General features: G+C 61.0%; 15 protein-coding genes. 12 read left to right on the top strand and 3 right to left on the bottom strand.

Annotation, left to right across the window (positions count from 1 at the left end; all coding sequences use genetic code 11):
- Positions 1 to 54: 54 nt before the first annotated feature.
- The 10 genes from flgA (at position 55) to ABEH28_RS00140 (ending at position 11,114) form a co-directional block, all read left to right on the top strand.
- Positions 55 to 816, top strand: coding sequence for a flagellar basal body P-ring formation chaperone FlgA (gene flgA, locus ABEH28_RS00185; protein WP_346626644.1), 762 nt, complete (start codon positions 55 to 57; stop codon positions 814 to 816).
- Positions 817 to 986: 170 nt separating this feature from the next.
- A complete protein-coding gene (flgM, locus tag ABEH28_RS00180) occupies positions 987 to 1,304 on the top strand; it encodes a flagellar biosynthesis anti-sigma factor FlgM (protein WP_192172656.1) in 318 nt (105 codons plus the stop codon).
- Between the two features lie 49 nt (positions 1,305 to 1,353).
- Entirely contained in the window at positions 1,354 to 1,821 is a 468-nt protein-coding gene (locus ABEH28_RS00175; protein ID WP_074893095.1) for a flagellar protein FlgN, read from the top strand.
- A gap of 82 nt (positions 1,822 to 1,903) precedes the next feature.
- The gene (locus ABEH28_RS00170) at positions 1,904 to 2,644 is read left to right on the top strand and encodes a flagellar brake protein (RefSeq protein ID WP_192172657.1); all 741 of its coding nucleotides are present in this window, start codon (positions 1,904 to 1,906) and stop codon (positions 2,642 to 2,644) included.
- Positions 2,645 to 2,980: 336 nt separating this feature from the next.
- Positions 2,981 to 3,235: a PAAR domain-containing protein gene (locus ABEH28_RS00165; RefSeq protein WP_192172658.1), complete on the top strand. Its 255-nt coding sequence runs from the start codon at positions 2,981 to 2,983 to the stop codon at positions 3,233 to 3,235.
- Between the two features lie 8 nt (positions 3,236 to 3,243).
- A complete protein-coding gene (locus ABEH28_RS00160; RefSeq protein ID WP_346628740.1) occupies positions 3,244 to 4,227 on the top strand; it encodes a hypothetical protein in 984 nt (327 codons plus the stop codon).
- The gene (locus ABEH28_RS00155; RefSeq protein WP_346628739.1) at positions 4,224 to 7,010 is read left to right on the top strand and encodes a type VI secretion system Vgr family protein; all 2,787 of its coding nucleotides are present in this window, start codon (positions 4,224 to 4,226) and stop codon (positions 7,008 to 7,010) included. Before ABEH28_RS00160 ends, ABEH28_RS00155 begins: the two co-directional genes overlap by 4 nt.
- 2 nt (positions 7,011 to 7,012) lie before the next feature.
- Positions 7,013 to 8,980, top strand: coding sequence for a phospholipase D-like domain-containing protein (locus ABEH28_RS00150; RefSeq protein ID WP_346628738.1), 1,968 nt, complete (start codon positions 7,013 to 7,015; stop codon positions 8,978 to 8,980).
- Between the two features lie 73 nt (positions 8,981 to 9,053).
- Positions 9,054 to 10,022 carry a DUF6396 domain-containing protein gene (locus ABEH28_RS00145; protein WP_346628737.1) on the top strand — a complete coding sequence of 323 codons (969 nt, stop codon included), beginning with the start codon at positions 9,054 to 9,056 and terminating at the stop codon, positions 10,020 to 10,022.
- A 51-nt stretch (positions 10,023 to 10,073) separates the two neighbouring features.
- The gene (locus ABEH28_RS00140) at positions 10,074 to 11,114 is read left to right on the top strand and encodes a DUF6396 domain-containing protein (RefSeq protein ID WP_346628736.1); all 1,041 of its coding nucleotides are present in this window, start codon (positions 10,074 to 10,076) and stop codon (positions 11,112 to 11,114) included.
- A gap of 206 nt (positions 11,115 to 11,320) precedes the next feature.
- On the opposite strand, the gene ABEH28_RS00135 is transcribed toward ABEH28_RS00140, so the two are convergent.
- The 3 genes from ABEH28_RS00135 to ABEH28_RS00125 form a co-directional block, all read right to left on the bottom strand.
- Positions 11,321 to 12,793 (bottom strand): MFS transporter, encoded by a 1,473-nt coding sequence (locus ABEH28_RS00135; RefSeq protein ID WP_346626637.1) that lies wholly within the window; start codon positions 12,791 to 12,793, stop codon positions 11,321 to 11,323.
- Positions 12,794 to 12,847: 54 nt separating this feature from the next.
- Positions 12,848 to 14,089 carry a glutamine synthetase family protein gene (locus ABEH28_RS00130; protein ID WP_346629173.1) on the bottom strand — a complete coding sequence of 414 codons (1,242 nt, stop codon included), beginning with the start codon at positions 14,087 to 14,089 and terminating at the stop codon, positions 12,848 to 12,850.
- Positions 14,090 to 14,248: 159 nt separating this feature from the next.
- Complete coding sequence (locus ABEH28_RS00125; protein WP_346628735.1) at positions 14,249 to 14,374, bottom strand: hypothetical protein; 126 nt, start codon at positions 14,372 to 14,374, stop codon at positions 14,249 to 14,251.
- Between the two features lie 69 nt (positions 14,375 to 14,443).
- Here ABEH28_RS00125 and vioA point away from each other — a divergent pair, with 69 nt between their 5' ends.
- Both vioA and ABEH28_RS00115 read left to right on the top strand, forming a co-directional pair.
- Positions 14,444 to 15,562 (top strand): dTDP-4-amino-4,6-dideoxy-D-glucose aminotransferase VioA, encoded by a 1,119-nt coding sequence (gene vioA, locus ABEH28_RS00120; RefSeq protein WP_346628734.1) that lies wholly within the window; start codon positions 14,444 to 14,446, stop codon positions 15,560 to 15,562.
- A gap of 77 nt (positions 15,563 to 15,639) precedes the next feature.
- Positions 15,640 to 19,173 (top strand): glycosyltransferase, encoded by a 3,534-nt coding sequence (locus ABEH28_RS00115; RefSeq protein ID WP_346628733.1) that lies wholly within the window; start codon positions 15,640 to 15,642, stop codon positions 19,171 to 19,173.
- Positions 19,174 to 19,221: the final 48 nt, after the last annotated feature.

Below are 19,221 nucleotides of genomic sequence, written 5' to 3'. Positions count from 1 at the left end.
GACCAATTGCGCTACCGGAACGGTAAGCGGCACGGGCCTTGCTATTTACTCATCATGAACACACAAACGACAGTATCCCGACGCCCGGCACCCGCAACCCGCAGCTTTCTCTGCGTGCTGGTCGCGCTGTGTCTGTTGTGTGCCGCCAGCCTGAGCCGCGCGGACAACATGACCCTGCCTGAAACACTTATCGGCGTGACCCAGGGCTTTCTTGAATTCACAGTTGAAGACTACATGGCGACCAACCAAACCGCCGGCCGCTACGAAATTGAAGTCAAGCAGTTGGACCCGCGTCTGCGCATGCCGCTGTGCGACAAGGATTTGACAGCCTCACTGGAAAGCCCGGCCCAGCCCATCGGCCGCGTCACCGTGAAGATACGCTGCGAAGGCACGTCCCCGTGGACGGTGTTTGTGCCGGCCCAGGTACACCTTTACCGCAATGTGGTCACGGCCGTGCGGCCCATGAAGCGCGACGCAATCGTGAGTGAAAACGATGTGGCGCTGCGCGAACGCGACGTCAGCCTGCTGGGGCAAGGCTTTCTGGATTCAGTCGATCAGGCAGTCGGGCAAAAAGTTGTCCGACCAACGGTCATCGACCAGATCCTGACGCCCGTCCACCTCGATCAGCCGCAAATGGTCCATAAGGGCGACCAGGTGGTGATCAGTGCGCGCAGCGGTTCAATGAGCGTGCGCATGCCGGGCGAAGCCTTGTCCGACGGCGGTTTCAACGAGCAAATACGCGTGAAGAACCTCAACTCCCAACGGGTGATCAAGGCCAATATCGTTGCGCCCGGGCAAGTCGAGGTCGCTATGTAACTGACATGTGAAGGTAAGACCTCTGGCGCTGCGCTTGCGCTTTTCCTACACTCGGAACCCCTGTGCTCCGTGCGAAGTCCATTCGAGACTGTTTTCGCACGGGCCCTAAAGTTATTCCGGGTCTGGCCGAAACCAAGGCAAGCGTCCTAGAACCCAGAGGTTTTTCAATCATGGTCATCGACTTCAATCGTTTGAACAGCTCCACTACCGTTGGTGGTACAACACGTACTGCCAGCACCAAGGAAGCCAGCAAAACCGAAGCTACGGCAGCGGTCAGCGGCACCTCGAGCGTGCCCGGTAGCGGTGAGGCAGTACATTTGAGCAGCGAAGCTCAACAGTTGCAGAAGATCAGTGATTCGTTGCGTGATCAGCCTGTCGTCAACAGCGCCCGTGTGGCTGAGTTGAAGCAGGCGGTCGCCGACGGCAGCTATAAGGTCGACAGCAATCGTGTTGCAAGCAAACTGCTTAACTTCGAAGCCCAGCGCTAGCCCCAGGTCTGCGCAGGGGCTTCTGGACGCTTAAACACCAGGGCATGCGATGCAAGACACTACATTGCTTCAACTGATCACGGACGACATTGCGCCAACCCGGCATCTGCTGGACATCCTGAAGGCCGAGTCAGTGGCGCTTCACGGGCGCAATATGGTCGAGATGGAACACATCCTGGCGCAGAAACAGGCGCTGGTGATCGTGCTCGAGCAGCATGGACGCCGACGTACCCAGCTGATGACCAGCCTGGGTCTGCCCGCCAATCGCGCGGGACTCGAAGAAGTGGCGAAACATTCGTCAGTGGGTGAAGCCTTGTTGACCGCAGGCGATGAACTCAGCGCGCTGATGAGTGAATGCCAGGCGGCCAACGAACAGAACGGCAGCCTCATCCAGCTCCAGCAACTCACCACGGCACAGCAGTTGAGGATTCTCAACGGCGGCGACACGCCCACGCTGTACGACAGTCGCGGTTCGACGTCGGGCAAAGCCAGGCCGCGTCCGCTCAGCCAGGCGTAAGTTCTTGTATCAAGGTGCGCACTGTGGTGGCAATATGCCGCACGCTGCACGCTGCCGTTATTTGCCTGGAGATGGATAGACCGTGAATGCCTCAAGCGCGGACGATGTTCCGCAGCCCCCGAAGGTACTGACCACCCCGTTGGAAATCGCCGCCAATCTGCGGCTGCTGATGGAAAGTCATGACCCGTTGATCATCACGTTTCACGAACGCACCCAGCGTTTTCAGAGTTACGTGATCGACGTCGACCGTGACACCAACCAGGTCATTTTCGACGAGATGATCCCCCGAGATGGCGAGCGTTTCCTTGCCAGCGGTGAGCCCTTCCGGGTCGAAGGTTTTCACGACGGTGTGCGCATCGCCTGGGAAAGCAAAGCCCAGCTGACCGTGATCGAAGAGCCGCGCAGCTATCGCGGCCCTCTCCCTGAAGAAGTCGTCTATCACCAGCGCCGTAACGCGTTCCGCGCGGCCCTGAAGCTGGCTTCGCTGATTGATGTCGAGATTGGCGGCGACCGGCTCAAATTCCCGTTGCGCGGCAAACTGCTGGATGTCTCCGCCACCGGCTGCAAGCTGCGCTTTGAGGGCGATATCTCCGAGCGCATGCAACTGGGCCAGGTCTATGAGCGCTTCATCGCCTCCCTGCCCTTCGGCAACATGACCACGCCGGTCGAACTGCGCTATCTGCACTTCGAAGAAAGGATCAACACTACGTTCGCCGGTGTGCGCTTCCACAACATGAGTGGATTGGTGCAGCGTCAGGTCGAGCGTTTCGTGTATCAGCTGCAGCGTGAAGCGCGACGCTTCGACAAAGACGACGATTTCTGATCGTTTGTGATGACCGGCTGGCGCGTTTCAGGGCGTGCTGGCCGGTTACCGACATCCGCTGCCATCGCCTCCCCCATAACGCGCACATCAAATAGCGCTTCCTGATCCAATCCCGCAACGCCCCCCGCCCCGCTCCAACCCCCTCCAACCCACGCCTGTTCGATCAAAATGCGAACCTCATCACGCCCGCGTGTAGGACTCTTCACCGCGCCAAAGTAGGACGCGTCTTGAAATAATCTGTGCCACTTTCAAGGCCCTGACCCTGTGTTAATTTCGCGGCTCAAACGCACCGGAGCATGGACGCTCGCCGCGGCCACATCTCAGGGAAGTTTCGTCATGCGCCCCATCATCGTTCTCAACGACCCCACCCTCAAAGGCGGTCGAGTCATTCAAGGCTCGCCCTCCACGTTCCTGCACGGTCTCGAAGTCGCCCGCCACGGCGACGGGGTGCTCTGCTTTCACGGCCCCTGTGCCATCGCCGAAGGGGATGAAACCTGCCTCGTCGATGACCGGCCCATTGCCCGCGACGGGGATCGCCTGCTGTGCGGCGACGCCCTCGTCGCGACCCACGATGACTGCTGCATCCTGTAGGGGTCGTCATGAAATACTCCTTTTTGAAACGGCTGCTCGGCAAACCTGCGCAGCTGCCCCCCCCTGCCGTCCCGCAGCAGTACGTGGCGCCACCGCGCAGCATGTACGACCGAATTTCCGAAAAGCGCCTGGCGCAGGAAGCCGCCCAGCGCCTGCTGGACCGGGCCAAACCCCGAGGTGATTTCTGCGCGCAGAGCGTCAGCGTCGAGGACGTCTGGCTCCGATTGCCCGGGCATTCCCTGGATCAGCGGTTACCTGTCCAGGACATCCCCAGGCACGCGAACGCGCTGAGTCACGACCCAAGGCTGATGGCTGCCAACGGCTCGCGCCGACTGTTGTGGCGGATCGAGATCGACGCGATTCCTCTGCCCTCGATCGACCCGCTCGCCCGCGCCATGGAACTGCTGCAGGCGACCCTGACCCAGTGCCCGCTGCTCGACCGAGTCGCGGACTGGACGCAGGTTGAAGTGCATCTGTTCCCGCCGTCCCATGTCGATCCATTGGTCTGGTTCGAAACCGTGGTGAGTGTGTGGCCCCAGGCGCTGCTGCCCGGCGGCGGTTTCCGTATCGCCGGCCAGGCACCGGGGCCATGGCTTGCCGAGTTGCTGTCCGGCAACCTGAGCATGCCCAATCATCTGTGCCTGAGCATCGACAGCTGGGCCACTCTGCCGGCCAACGCACACGCTGCAGATCCGGCGCCCTTGGGAGAGGTGGTATCCCTCGTTTCGCTCAAGCGGGGCGCGCGGACCGATACCCCGAATACCGCCCCCGAGCAGACCTTCAATCAGCAGGTTCAGACTTCGTCGCTGTGCGGCCAGGTCGGGACCGTGGCTGCCGAATGGACGCGGATGGCCCTCGGCTGCCTGGCGGCCCGCGCCGCCTCCGGCCAGGCCCAATGGGTGCTGGACCTTACCGACAGCGATTCAAGCAGCGGATCGATCATCGCCGCCCCTCACGCTGTGCCCACTGCCCCGACAGGAAGTCCGACATGACCTTCGCAATCCCCTCCCCCTTCAACTTCGCCGGTATCCGCCAGGAAGGACGCCTGCTCGAACTCAAGACGCCACTGACCGAGCCGCTGCTGGCCGTGCGCGTGCACGGCGTCGAGCGAATCGGCCGAATCCCGCGTTACTGCGTGGACGTCGTCAGCGAATCGACATGCCTCGACCCCCACCAACTGATCGGCGAGCCGGTTCGCCTCGCCATCAAGGCCGCCGACGGCAGCCACAGTTACAAACACGGTTTCGTGGGCAGCGTGCGCTACCTCGGCAGCGACGGCAGTTTGCAGGACTGGCAGCTCGAATTCGCGCCGTGGTTCAGCCTGCTGGAATACCGTCAGGACTGCCGTATCTGGCAAGACATGACGTTGATCGACATCTTCACCGACGTATTCCGAGGGCATCCCCAGGCGCAAGGCCGCTATGAATTCAACTTGCGCCACGAGCATCCGCCGCAGTCCTACGTCACCCAGTTCAACGAAAGCGACGCCCACTTTGTGCATCGCTGGTGCGAGCAGGCCGGCATCTATTGGTACGTCGTCCATGAGGCTGACCAGCACCGGATTGTGTTCGTCGACAGCGTCCTTGACCTGCCGCCGCTGGAGCCGGAAGCGTTGCCTTTTCATACCCAGACGGCCGCGCTGGACCACGACAGCATCGTGGAATGGAGTCAGGCCGACACGCTGCTGAATGGCCACGTTCTGTGGAGCAGCAATAATTACCGCGCTCACCGCCAGCCGCTGTCTGCCCGCTCCATGGGCCTTAATCCACCGGGGGCGGCGAAGACGCTCGAGCGTTATGAATACCGAGGCCAGTACGCGTGGCACAGCGAAGACGACGGCAACTGGCAGACACGGGTGCAAATCGAGCAGGTGGAATCAGCCGCGCGGCGCATCACCGGCCATGGCGGCGTCCGGCACATGCTCCCGGGTCACGGGTTCGAGCTGCGCGGGCATCCGCTGTATGAGGACGGGCCCGCTAAACGCCGTACGTTTCTGCTGATCGCCGTCGAGTTTTTCGCGCAAAGCAATTTACCCGTTGCACTGACACGCCGTGAACGCCCCGGCAGCCTGCGATCGCGCCTGAAAGAGCTGGGCGCCGACAAGCCGTCCGAGAAAGGCGAAGGATTTTATTGCAACGCGTTCGAGGCTCAACGCCTGGACGTCCCGTACCGCAGTGCCTTCGAACACCAAAAGCCTGCTAACCCCGGGCCGCAGACCGCCGTGGTCGTGGCGCCCAACGGCGGGCCATTGCAGACCGACGCGCTGAATCGGGTGTGCGTGTGCTTTCACTGGGACCGCCTCCGATCACCGGAAAAAGCACCCAGTTGCTGGCTGCGCATGCTGCAAAACAGCAGCGGCGCCGGTTGGGGCAGTGTCTACGTGCCGCGGGCAGGTGAAGAAGTGGTGGTCACCTTTCTCGACAACGACATCGACCGCCCGCTGATCCTCGGGCAGGTCTACGGCGGCGACAAACCGGCGTGGCATTCCACGGGCCGGATGAGCGGTTACAAAAGTCAGGAAATCGACGGGCTCGGTTACAACCAATGGGTCATGGACGACACCACGGCGCAGTTGCGCACGCAGATCCATAGCAGTCACGGCCACAGCCAACTGAACCTCGGCTGCCTGGTCGATCAACAGGGTAATGACCGCGGCGCGTGGCGCGGTGACGGGTTTGAATTGCGCACCGATGCCTCCGGCGCCATTCGCGCGCCGCAGGGTTTGTACCTCAGCACCTGGCGGCGCACCAAGGCACAAAGCGGGCATCTGGACAGCAGCGAGGCCGGCCAGCAGTTAAGCGACGCCTTGCAGCGCGTGACGGCGCTGTCCGACAGCGCCGGTCAGCACGATGCCCTGTCGCTGGAGGAAGGCCTCGAAAACCTGAACCGGCTGCATCAGGCCGCCACGCATTCCCACCGTCAGGGCAATGCGACCTCTCAGGGCTATGACGCGCCGCTGATCGTCGCCTCGGCGCCCGCCGACATCGCTGCTGTCACGCCGGAGAACATCCAGTTGCACAGCGGCCGCCACACCAGCCTCTCCGCCGGTGAGGACCTCAATCTCGCCAGTGCACGCTCGCTGCTGGTCAGTGTGGGTCGCAGCATCAGCCTGTTTGCCCGCGACGCCGGGGCGAAGCTGTTCGCGGCCAAAGGCAAAGTGGAGATTCAGGCCCAGGACGACGCCATCGAGCTGACCGCCAAAGACAGCGTGCGCATCACTTCCACGGCACGAACCATCGAGATCGCTGCCCAGGAGGAAATTCTGCTGACCTGCGGCGGTGCCTTTATCCGCCTCAAGAACGGCGATATCCAGATTCACGCCCCCGGCACCATAGACATCAAGGCGGCGAAGAAAACCATCGGCAACGCCAGCCAGATGGACCGCGAGCAGACGCCGTGGCCGCAGAGCACGGCGGGCCAGACGCTGACACTGCTGGCCGGGCAAAGCAGCGCCGCCAGTCACCAGCCGTGGACCGGCATGCCTTACACGGTGTTCGCCGACGGGGTCGAGATTGAAAAGGGTGTGATGTCGAGCGACGGGAAAATCAGCGTCGAGCACCGCGTATCCCGCTCGCGCTACCGCGTCGAGCTTGCCAACGGCGCCAGCTATGACATCCCGGTCAGCGGCGATTACCTCGGCGATCAGGACAACGGCGCCCGCGCCAACCGCGGCCTGCATCGCCATCAACACAGCCTGACGCGCGGTTCGGGCGAAGCACCCAGCCAGTACCGCGAAGACTACGACCGCCTCAACGATCCCGACACGGAAGCCTGAAGATGAACACACCCAGCATCACCTGCCCCATCGCCACCCGCCAGACCTCGTCGGCCGTCATGAACCAGCGCTGGATGGTCGAGTGCAGCGAGTATTCGCCCAAGCCTGCGACCTTCGAGCCGCTGGTGAATGGCGAACGAGCATTCGGCGCCGTCCACGACGCGATCATGGCCGCAAAACATTCGGTGGAGATCATTTGCTGGGGGTTTCAGCCTTCGATGCAGTTCAAGCGCGGCGGTGGTCAGGCGCAGTGCATCGGCGAATTGCTGGTCAATAAAGCCTCTCTTGGCGTGAAGGTGCGCGTGCTGTGCTGGTCCGACAGCGCGCACCTGACTGCGATGTTCGCGGAGAACATGACACCAGGACGCAACGTGGCCTCTATTGCATCGCACGCCGGCGACTGGCGATCCACGTGGCAGCAAGCGTATGACTGGGAATGGTACCGCCGCGCCTCAACCCCTGACACCGGCGCCAGTTCGCTGGTGGAGAGGGTGTTCCCCGGACTGAAGGGCTTCCGATTGATCACGTTGAAGGCACAAGAACTGTTCAAGGCGGGCGCGCGGCCTTTCGAAAACATCGAGTTTGCGGTCCGCGACCTGGGGCTGGCCGACCGAGCGGAGATTGCCTATCAAATATGGACCCGCTCCCGGGAGCAAGGCGCGACAGAACTTGAGGCCGCCAGCAAGGCGGCGGCGATGTCGGTGATCCCCACCCATCACCAGAAAATGGTGCTGGTGGACTACGACCACGCCGACCGTGCAGTCGGTTTCGTCATGGGCCACAACATGCTCGACCCCTATTGGGACCGCGACGACCACGCCTATGCTCCTGCGGATGATGTGTCCGGCCGCAACGGTTCTACGCCGCGCCAGGACATATCCAGCCGCGTCACCGGCCCGGTGCTCCAGGACCTGAACGCCAACTTCACCCAGGCCTGGCTGAAAGCAACCGGCATTGATCTGCAGACACCCCGCGAATCCCTCGCCGCTAACCTGAAACCGCGCAAGGGTTTCGGGCCGCCGATGATGGCGCAAGTGCTGCGCACCCAGACCGAGGCCGGCAAGCGCGACATCCGGACGATGTACCTGCAAGCGGTCAAGAACGCGACCCAGTTGATCTACATCGAGAACCAGTACTTCCGCTGGAAGCCGTTCGCTGACGCGGTGGTCGACATCGCCCGCCGCCATGCCGAAGGCGGCCGCGACCCCGGCGAACACGGGTACCTGCATTTGTTCGTCGTCACCAACTCCTCCGACGAGGGCATGGCCGACGGCGCCCTCGGCACGTTTCGCATGCTTCGTCAGTTGGGCCGCAGTGAAGTCATGCCCTCTGTGGCGCGTCTCGAACACGATGATTACTGGCAGGCGAAGCTCGATGCGCTGCGCGAGGAGCACTTTGCTGCGTTACGCAAATTGACGGCCTATTACGACCGGGCGGACGCAATGGGCAGGCTTGATGGACCCATCGAACGGTTGGAAATCGAACGGGATGAACTGGTCAGGCAATACAAAGAGCTGGCGGGGAAAATTCACCAGGAGAGAAAAGCGCCTATTACTCCGACAGAAGTCCCGGGATTGAAAGTCCATATCTGCACACTCGTCGCCCCCGACTCCCCGCCTGATAACTGGCTGGAAGTGTATATCCATAGCAAGCTGATGATTGTTGATGACGTGTTTACCACGCTGGGCTCGGCGAATATCAATGAGCGGAGTATGAGTTCGGACAGCGAGTTGAATATATGCGTCGAGGATCCGGCGGTGGCACGGCCGTTGAGGAGGCAGTTGTGGGGGTTGCATACGGGGGGCAACACATCGACTGATGACATATCAACGGAATATCAGAAATGGAGTGATGTGCTGACTGAAAACAATGACCGTCGAGACCCCATGAGCCAAGCCAAACTACGGAAACCCGCTTGTTCGCTCGTGGAATTCTTACGACTCAGCCCGAGCCGCAAAAATGTTGACTAAATGCAATTTTTATCGGAAATCATTGTTCGCACTTATTTTATCTTTAGCTGGTTGTGATTATGGAGACAAACCAATGACATCATTTATTCCAGAAAAAGTAGATTGGGAAGTCGCGTTCAAACGATTAGAGTTTGAATGCATTCATGAAAAAGATCGTCTGCCTCCACTGGACCCAGATGCACATCGCCTATATCAATATGGATTACACCTATCCCAACTTTCCGGGCCAAAGGATTTCGATCAGACGGCGCGCTACTATCGGATCGCCGCCGCGCATGATCACTATCGTGCTGCGACAAACTTGCAAGCCCTGCTATCACAGGGCCTAACCAACGCCCCGCGGCCCGCGAAAGAAACTATTGATTTGGTAGAAGATTTGATTAACCGCAGCATCCCAGGAGCTTACTATGATATGGGTCACTATCTTGAACTCGGATATGGTGTTACGCAGGATGCTGAAGCAGCTCGCTACTATTTCAGACGCGCTGCTGACTATGGAAATCCGGAGGCTCAATATTACGTAGCTAATTTATTGGCGAAGACTGGTAAAGCTGGAGCCATCCCACTTGCGATGATGCGCTGCGCCATGGAACAGGGACATCGCGAGGCGGCGCTGAGATACGGCGTATCGAGAAAGAATGAAGGTCTATTCATTGAAGCTCTTGAAGCTTATCAATCAGCATCTAAATTCGGAAATCCGGCTGGAGCGCGCAGACTTAGAGAGGCATTTAACTACAGCAAGACAAGCAACGAAACCTATTACTTAGCAGCCGATATTGATAGTGAACGATCACGGCGATATAGCCTTATAAGTAACTTTTTGAATAAATACGAACACCTCGGCGCCAAAGTCCCGGACATCGACCAGATCGTCCCCCTCCCCCCCGCCAAACTCCCCGATTGGGACGAAACGTTCGAATGGAAGCGCAAACGCGACGCCGCCGTGCCTCCTTCTCCGCCTAGCGAAGAATTGATCGCGCGAATGTGCGAGGAGAAAGGGCTTGATCCCGCTACCGGCTGGCCGTTGAGTGGGTTGAGGTAATATTCCTCGCTACATAAGTAATCAAAGCAAATAGTAAACACAAGGAATAATATGAACTACTTCGGATCAGCAGCGTTATTAATAGTGCTGTCTTTGACAGGCTGCGACGCGAGCGATACCAAAATTACGAGACTCGTTCCTGAAAAAGCCGATTACGACGCTGCGTTCAAAAACCTGGAATTTGAATGCGTGCATGAATCAACAAAGCTGCCAGCTCTCGATGCTGATGCAGAACTTTTGTATCGATACGGATTGCATCTGACGCAAGTGAGAGGTCCGAAAGACTTTGATCAGGCAGCCCGTTACTATCGAATTGCCGCCGCGCATGGCCACTATCGTGCTGCCACAAATTTGCAAGTCTTACTGTCGCAGGGCGTGACAACGGCCAGGCGTCCGGCGAGGGAAACTCTGGACCTGGTAGAGGACTTGATGGCTCAAGGCATACCAGGCGGCTATTACGACATGGGACACTATCTTGAGCTTGGCTATGGCGTAAAACAGGACACTCCAGCCTCGCGCGTATATTTCAGGCGTGCAGCCGACTTGGGAAATCCAGAAGGTTTATATTATGTCGGCGAATCGTTAGCACGGATCAAAGGCGCAGGTGATGTCGCCTTTTTTATGATTCGTTGCTCAATGGAACAAGGGCATAGGGCGGCCTCAATTAGGTACGGTCATGACAGACAAGCTCAAGGTGACTTTGGCGAAGCAGTTAGAGGTTTTCAAGCAGCGACACGGGCTGGAGACGCCTCCGCGGCAATGGGCCTGAAGTTTTCTTTCATGGGTGCGAGCAGGAAGAGTTTACTCAACAATTTAGGTTTGGATGAGGACAAGGAAAGATCTCGTCGCTATGGACTCATTGAAGACTTCCTGCAGAGATACGAACACCTAGGCGCAAAAGTCCCCGACATCGACCAGATCGTCCCCCTCCCCCCAGCGGAACTCCCCGAGTGGGACGAAACATTCGAATGGAAGCGCAAGCGCGATGCGGCCGTACCCCCATCCCCACCCAGCGAAGAACTGATCGCGCGAATGTGCGAGGAGAAAGACCTTGATCCAGCGACAGGTTGGCCGTTGAGCGGATTGAAGTAATAGCACTCGGCGCAGATTGTCGGCTACACGGAGATAAACCGTAGGCGCGCTTGCCCGCGAATTAGGGCGGGTCAGACGAAATCCATTTCGCAGACAGATCGCCCTCGCGAGCAAGGTGAAGCGCCACCCCGGTCGCCCCCACAGAGTTCTACGGCGCAGCGGAAAAAGTGGATCGCAGCAAGATCAAAAAGATCGGCAAGCCTCCATCACAAAGGCCGATCCACCCCAACATCCCGACGCACCTCAACCGCCTCCTCCGGCCCAGCCGCACCAGGTTCAGCAGCCACTTCCTCATCCATAATCGCCACCGGCCGCACAACGCCCTCACCCGACGCCACAACACGCTCCACCATCTCTGGCTGCACTTCAGATTCAGCCGCCATATCCGGCGCCACATCCGACGAAACCTCAGGCTCAACGTCCTGCATCTGATCCTGCACCACCTGCTCATCCACCCGAGGGTCAAGGGCAACCACCAGCGGGGAGCTGGACATGCTGTCGGGCATCGCGATGTGGTGCAGCGGGGCGTCTTCGACCTGGTGCAGGTTGGTGACGGCTTTTGGACGAATACGCAGCACCAGCACCAGCGCCACGAAGCAGACGAAGGCGTAGAGCATGTTGCTGCCGAACATCTTCATCAGCACGCCGGACACCAGGGGGCCGACACTGGCGCCGACGCCGTAGGTCATCAGCAGCATGGCGGTCAGGGACACGCGGCGTTCGCCTTCGACGTGGTCGTTGGAGAAGGCCACGGCCAGCGGATACAGCGAAAACTGCAGCAGGGACGCCAGGAATCCCACCGCCAGCAACAGCTCCATCGGCACGCTGGGGAGAATCGCCAGCGGCAGCGAGGCCAGCACCAGCAAACCTGCGACGCCGCGAATCAGCCAGGCGCGGTCGTAGCGGTCTGACAGCTTGCCCAGCGGGCCTTGCACGATAAGGCCCGCGCCGATGCAGCTGGCCATGAACAGGCCGACATGCTCGGTCGACAGCCCCTGTTGCGCGGCATACAACGGCGCCAGACCGTAGAACGAGCCGATGATCATGCCGGCGCTCAACACGGTGGTCAGGGATTGCGGCACCCGGCGCATGAAGAACAGCGGTTCCAGCGGTGCCGGGTGCATCGGTGCCGGGTGAATGCTGCGGGTCATTGCCACGGGCACGAGGCAGAGGGCAAAACACATCGCCACGAGCATTAGCAACTCAGGGCCCAGTTGCGGGTGGATGACCAGAATCAGCTGGCCGAGCACAAGCCCCAGGTACGACGCGATCATGTACAGGCTGAACACCGTGCCGCGCTGCTTGGGCGAGGCCTGCTCGTTGAGCCAGCTCTCGATGACCATGTACTGGCACATCATGCCCAGGCCGACAATCATCCTCAGGAAGATCCACGCCGGCAGGTAGTCGAACAGACCGTGGCCCAGCACCGCCGCGCCGACGATCCCGGCGCAGGTGGCGTACGCACGAATGTGCCCGATCCGGCCGATCAGCCGGTGGCCGATCTTGCCGCCCAGGGCCAGACCGACATAGTTCGCGGCCATCAACGCACCCACCCACAGGCCATCCACCTGATCGGCGGCCAGACGCAAGGCAAGGTAGGTGCTGAGCAGGCCCGAGCCGATCAACATCATCAGCGAGGCAAAATACAGCGCTCGAAAGGACTTCCAGATTTGGCGCATAGCTTTCCAAAAAACGGAAATCCCCGGCTTCAGAGGATTTCCGAACAGCGATTCTTAAGCCTGAGCGGCCAGAACGCGGCGCTCCCAGGGGGTGATTTCGTTGAAGAAGCTGGTCAGTTCCAGGGTCTTCGACGCGACGTAGCCTTCGATGAATTCGGCACCAAACAGTTCCTTGGCCAACGAGCTGCGAGTCAGACGTTCCAGGGCAGCGTGCAGGGTACATGGCAACGACAGATTATCGGGCACAACGAATTCGCCCTGGATCGGCGGCGACGGTTCCAGCGCGTGCTCGATACCATAAAGCCCCGCAGCCAGACTGGCCGCAATGGCCAGATACGGGTTGGCGTCGGCGCCGGGCAGACGGTTTTCGACCCGACGGGCGACCGGTGCGCTGGCCGGAATGCGCAGGCCCGCCGAACGATTGTCGTGGGACCAGCACGCGTTGTTCGGCGAGGCGAACGGATGGCACAGGCGCTGATAGGAGTTGACGTTGGGCGCAAACAACGCGGTGAAATCAGCCATCGCCGCCTGCTGCCCGCCGATGAAGTGATGGAACAGCTCAGTGGCCCCGCCCTGCTCATCGCTGAAGATGTTCTGGCCGGTGGCGGTCGCGACCACGCTCTGGTGAATGTGCATCGAACTGCCGGGGGTGTGCGCCAGCGGTTTGGCCATGCACACCACGATCAGGCCGTGCTTGAGCGCGACTTCCTTGAGCATGTGTTTGAACAGAAAGGTCTGGTCGGCGAGCAGCAGCGGATCGCCGTGCAGCAGGTTGATCTCGAACTGGCTGACACCCATCTCGTGCATGACGGTGTCGCGGGGCAGGCCCAGCGCCGCCATGCAGGCATAGACTTCTTTGAAGAACGGCCGCAGGCCGTTGTTGGAACTGATGCTGAACGCCGACTGGCCGTCCTCGCGACGACCGTCCAGACCGACCGGCGGCTGGAAGGGCTGGCTCGGATCGGGGTTGGCGGCGAAGACGAAGAACTCAAGCTCGGTGGCCACCACCGGTGACCAGCCATGCCCGGCGTAGCGGGCGATCACCGATTTGAGCTGGCCGCGGGTGGACAGCGGCGACGGCTGGCCGTCGAGCTCGTCGGCGTCGCAGATTGCGAGGGCGCGAGGCTCGTCGCTCCACGGCAGACGGTGGATCTGCTGCGGGTCAGCGATCAAGGCCAGGTCGCCATCGTCGCTGCCATAGAATTTCGACGGCGGATAGCCGCCCATGATGCATTGCAGGAGCACGCCCCGCGCCAGCTGCAACCGACGGCCTTCGAGAAAGCCCTCCCCGGTCATCACCTTCCCTCGGGGCACGCCATTCAGATCCGGCGTGACGCATTCAATTTCATCAATGCCCATCAGTCGCTGCGCGAGTGAATGGTGGTCATCGCTACTCATGACTCAAATCCTTTTTATGGGGCAGGCCGCAGGGCGGCAAGGCGTACAAAATAAGCGTCAGGCGTTCGGAATATCAAGCGCATCTTTGCCGCACGGCGGGTTGGCCGGCTTCTTGCTTTTTTCGGTGCCATAGCGCCGCAAACGCCATTTCGATGGCGGCGAGCGTTCGACGACGCCAGCCATCACAGCGCGGGCGTTTCGCCGTGCGTCAACGCGCACAGCCCGCAGCGCGTCAGAGAGCACAGGAAGCTTATGAGTAAAACGATCCCGGTCACCCAGCCGCTGCTGCCTCCGCTGGAAGAGTTCATGCCCTATCTGCAGCAGATATGGGACAGCAAGCGCTTGACCAACGCCGGGCCGTTCCATGAAAAGCTGGAGAAAGACCTGGCCGCGTACCTGGGCGTCGACCACTTGTGCCTGTTTTCCAACGGCACCCTGGCGCTGCTCACGGCGTTGCAGGCGTTGCGTGTGACCGGCGAAGTCATCACCACGCCCTACTCGTTTGTCGCCACCGCCCATTCGCTGCTGTGGAACGGGCTCAAACCGGTGTTCGTCGACATCGCGCCGGGCACCTTCAATCTCGACCCTGACCGCATCGAAGAGGCCATCACCCCGGCGACCACGGCCATCATGCCGGTGCATTGCTATGGCATGCCGTGTGACGTCGACCGCATCCAGCAGATCGCCGACCGCTACGGCCTGAAAGTGATCTACGACGCCGCCCACGCCTTCGGTGTGCAGCACCAGGGGCAGAGCCTGCTGCGCAACGGCGACCTGTCGGTGCTCAGCTTCCACGCCACCAAAGTCTTCAACACCTTCGAGGGCGGCGCGATTGTCTGCCCGGACGCGAAAACCAAAAAACGCATCGATTACCTGAAGAACTTCGGTTTCGCCGATGAAGTGACCGTCGTTGCCCCCGGCATCAACGGCAAGATGAGCGAGATCAACGCCGCGTTCGGCCTGTTGCAGCTCAACTACATCGATGGCGCGCTGGAACGCAGAAAGCAGATTGATTCGATGTACCGCGAAGCACTGACGCAGATACCCGGCATCGATTTGCTCTGGAGTCCCGGTGAGCACCACAACTATTCGTACTTCCCGGTGCTGGTGGACGACGCCTTCCCCATCAGCCGCGACGCCTTGTTTGAGCGCTTTCGCGAGCAGGACATTCTGGTCCGGCGCTATTTCTACCCGTTGATCTCGTCTTTCCCGATGTACCGCAGCCTGGAATCCGCCAAACCGGACCGCCTGCAGGTGGCGAGCGACGTGTCGAATCGGGTTCTGTGCCTGCCGATCTTCGATAGCCTCACCCCGGATGAATTCGCCCGCATTATCGCGATCATGCAGACGGTGCTGGCCGAGCACCGCTGAGCCGCGCCCACATTCACATCGCCGGTCCGCCCCCATGAGCGTGAACCGGCGCCCGTCATCCGTCGCAAGGTAACCCGATGAGCGCTTCACGCCTGGTCAGCATCGTCATTCCCGCCTACAAGCCCACGTACTTCGAGTTGGCGCTGCGCAGCGCCTTTGCGCAGGACTACGACCAACTGGAGATCGTGATCTGCGACGACTGTCGTGACGGCGGCATTCGCGCGCTGCTGGAACAACTGACCCCGGAAAGCCCGTTTCCGATTCGTTATTTCTACAACGAAGATTCGCTGGGCGAGGCGCTGAACGGCGCACGCGGGGTCAGGGAGGCGCGGGGCGAGTACATCAAGTTTCTCTACGACGACGACCTGCTGGAGCCCGAGTGTGTGAGCGCGCTGGTCGACGTGCTGCACGGTTACCCGGACATCACCCTGGCGGCGGCCACCCGTCGACTGATCAACGAGAAAGGCGACGTTCTGCGTGATAACGTCCTGACGTTTTTCCCGTTCCAGGAAGACGTGGTCATACACGGGCCGGAGCTGGTGGCGCTGCTCTCGGAGCTGCCGTTGACCTTCATGGGTGAACCCAGCTCGGTCATGTGCCGGCGCGACAGCGTGTTGGCGTATGGTCAGGACATCATGTCGCTCAAAGGTCTGCCTATTCACTGGCTTGGCGATATGAGCCTGTACGTCAAGCTGCTCCGAGAAGGCAATCTGGCCCTGCTCGGCCGACCGCTGTCGCGCTTCCGCATGACCGACACCCAGAGCAGCAGCATCGCCAGGGCCACGCCGCAGATCGCCAAAGAAGGTCACGCCAACTATTACCGCATCACCAAAGAGCTGGGATGGCTGCGCGAGCTGGCTGACAACGGCGACGTAAAGGTCGCCCCCCTGCGTGACCGGGAGAACTTCGCGCCCTTTAACCTGCGAGCCTGGTTTCTGCAGAAATCCTCGTCGGAGATCCGCCAGGACCAGATTCTGGAGTGGGCCTGGCAGCGACGCCCCGCCGGGCCGCAGAAGCCGCACATCGTGCAGTACTTCCAGCAGCACAATGGCGCGCCGACCTTTGCGGTCATCATTTGCGACCTTCACAATCGCCAGCAGGCGCTGATCAAGACCCTGGTCAGCGTCGAAGCCGCCACCCGCGGCTGGATGCCCCCGAGCGTATTCGTGCTCTACGACGGCAGCCGTGACACGCCGCAACCCGTGGCGGAGAGTCCCGCCATTTATCTGCCGGTGACGGGGCACAACCCCGCGCCGCAGCTCAACCGGCTGATGGACGAACAGGGTTTCGACTGGTTCCTGATGCTCGACGCAGGCGCGACCGTGAGCGTGGCCGGATTGTTCAAGGCAGCGGTCAAGATCAGCGAAGGGCCGACTACCCGGGCCCTGTTCGCCGATGAAATCGCCCAGCCCCAGGACGACACGTCGGAAGTCATGCTGCGGCCGGACTTCAGCCTCGACTATCTGCTCAGTTGCCCCGCCGTCACCAGCAAGCACTGGATGTTCAACCGCTATTCGGTCATCGATGCCGGCCGATTCGACCCGCACTACCCTCAGGCCCTTGAGCTGGACCTGATCCTTCGCCTGATCGAGCACGATGGCATGGGCGGCCTCGAACACATTGCCGAGCCCCTGGTCACCTATCGCCCTGACGCACGCGAGTCGAACCCCGATGAAACGCGAACGCTGCAGCGCCACTTGCTCGCCCGGGGATATGAAAACGGCCAGGTGATCGAGACGCGGCCCCGGCAATACCAGATCAAGTACGGCCACGCGGGCCGGCCCAAGGTCTCGATCATCATCGCCACCCGGGATCAGATCCTGCTCCTGCAGCGGTGCGTCGAGAGCATTCTGGAAAAAACCACGTACCCGAATTACGAGATCCTCATCGTCGACAACGACAGCCAGACGCCTGAGGCCGTTGACTGGCTGAATGGCGTCGCGGCCATGGGGCTGGAGCAGGTGCGCGTGCTGCGTCATCCCGGCGAATTCGACCGCTCTGCCCTCTACAACAGCGCCGCACGCCAGGCGATCGGCGAGTACTTGTTGCTGCTCGACAACAGTACCGCCGTGTTGCACGGCGACTGGCTCGACAACCTGCTCAATCATGCGCAGCGGCCGGAAGTCGGCATTGTCGGCGCAAAACTGCTGGCGCCGGACAACACGATCCGCCACGCAGGCCTGGTCCTTGGCCTGCACGACCCTGTCACCCCGGTGTTCCGCGGCCAGAGCGGCGCCAGCGAAGGCTACATGCAGCGACTGACGGTGGATCAGAATTACAGCGCGGTCAGCGATGCGTGCCTGATGATCAGTCGGGCATTGTTTGATGCGGCGGACGGGCTGGACGAGGGTGAGCTGAACAATCGTCATCGCGACGTCGACCTGTGCTTGCGAGTGAGGGAGTCCGGGCGGTTGATCGTCTGGACGCCCCACGTGGTGCTGCTTCACGAGGCCGCGCAGATCCCGGAAACCGTCGCGCGCGAAGCGCCAGACGACGAGGCCAGCGCTGCGCTGTACACCAAATGGCTGAAGTACATCGCCCATGACCCTGCGTACAACGACAATTTTTCAGCCCGCGCCCAGGGCCTGCAGCTGGAAACCAACACCGCGCTGACCTGGCGGCCGCTGAGCTGGCGCCCCGTGCCGATCGTGCTGTCCCACCTGAACGACCTCTGCCCGGGGAGCCAACGCCTGAACGGTGCGCTGGACACCCTCGCTGACGCGCTGCTCATAGAGCATGTGTGCGTGCCTGACGTCCTGACCCTCGGCGAGTTCACCCGCCTGCGCCCGGACGCGTTGATCCTCCAATGCCCCTTGAGCGAAGCGTCCCTCGCCGACATCCGCACGATCAAGGCTCACAGCCAGGCGCTGCGAATCTGCGACATGGATCAATACCCGCCGTCAGCCGAACGGTTGCCGGGCGCGCCCTCAGCGCAACAGGTGCGTGCCGGTCTCGAGGCCAGCCTTGCGCTGATGGACAAGGTGGTGGTGTCCAGCACAGGGCTGGCCGACGAACTAAGCGCATTGCATCCGCACATTGACGTCATCGAAACCCGGCTGAGCGAGCACTGGCGGCGAGTGCAGTGCCATTCGCTGCCCCACGACAAGCCACGGATCGGCTGGGTCGGCACGCAGGCTGAGGTGAACGATCTGGCGTTGATTGCGGACGTGATCAAGGCCTTCGCCGACCGGGTCGAGTGGATCATCATGGGCCCGTGCCCGCAGGCCCTGCGCCCTTATGTTCATGAATGGCGCAGCCCGGTGGAAGGTGTCCTGTATCCCGGCGTGCTGGCGTGTCTCGACCTGGACCTCGCCCTGATTCCCGCCGGCGACGACGTGTTCGGCGAACACAGAAGCTGCCGCCTGGCACTGGAATTCGGCGCCTGTGGCTATCCGGTCATCGCCACCGACGTGCAGGGCCTGCGCAACAATCTGCCGCTGACGCGGGTACACAACACGACTGCCGACTGGACCGACGCGATCGACCAGCACCTCAACGATCTGGACGAATCAAAACGACTCGGGCAGGCATTGAAGCAGCGCGTGATGAGTGACTGGATTATGGATGAGGCGTATCTGCAGCGCTGGCGCCAGGTGTTGCTGGACCGCTGAATAAAAAAGGGCTCCTTCGTGGAGCCCTTTTTGCGTGCGGCTGAACAG

The organism is Pseudomonas sp. Ps21-P2 (assembly GCF_039672565.1).
GTDB lineage: Bacteria > Pseudomonadota > Gammaproteobacteria > Pseudomonadales > Pseudomonadaceae > Aquipseudomonas.
The sequence above is the reverse complement of the archived record's forward strand: the minus strand, read 5'-3'. Positions and strand labels throughout refer to the sequence as shown.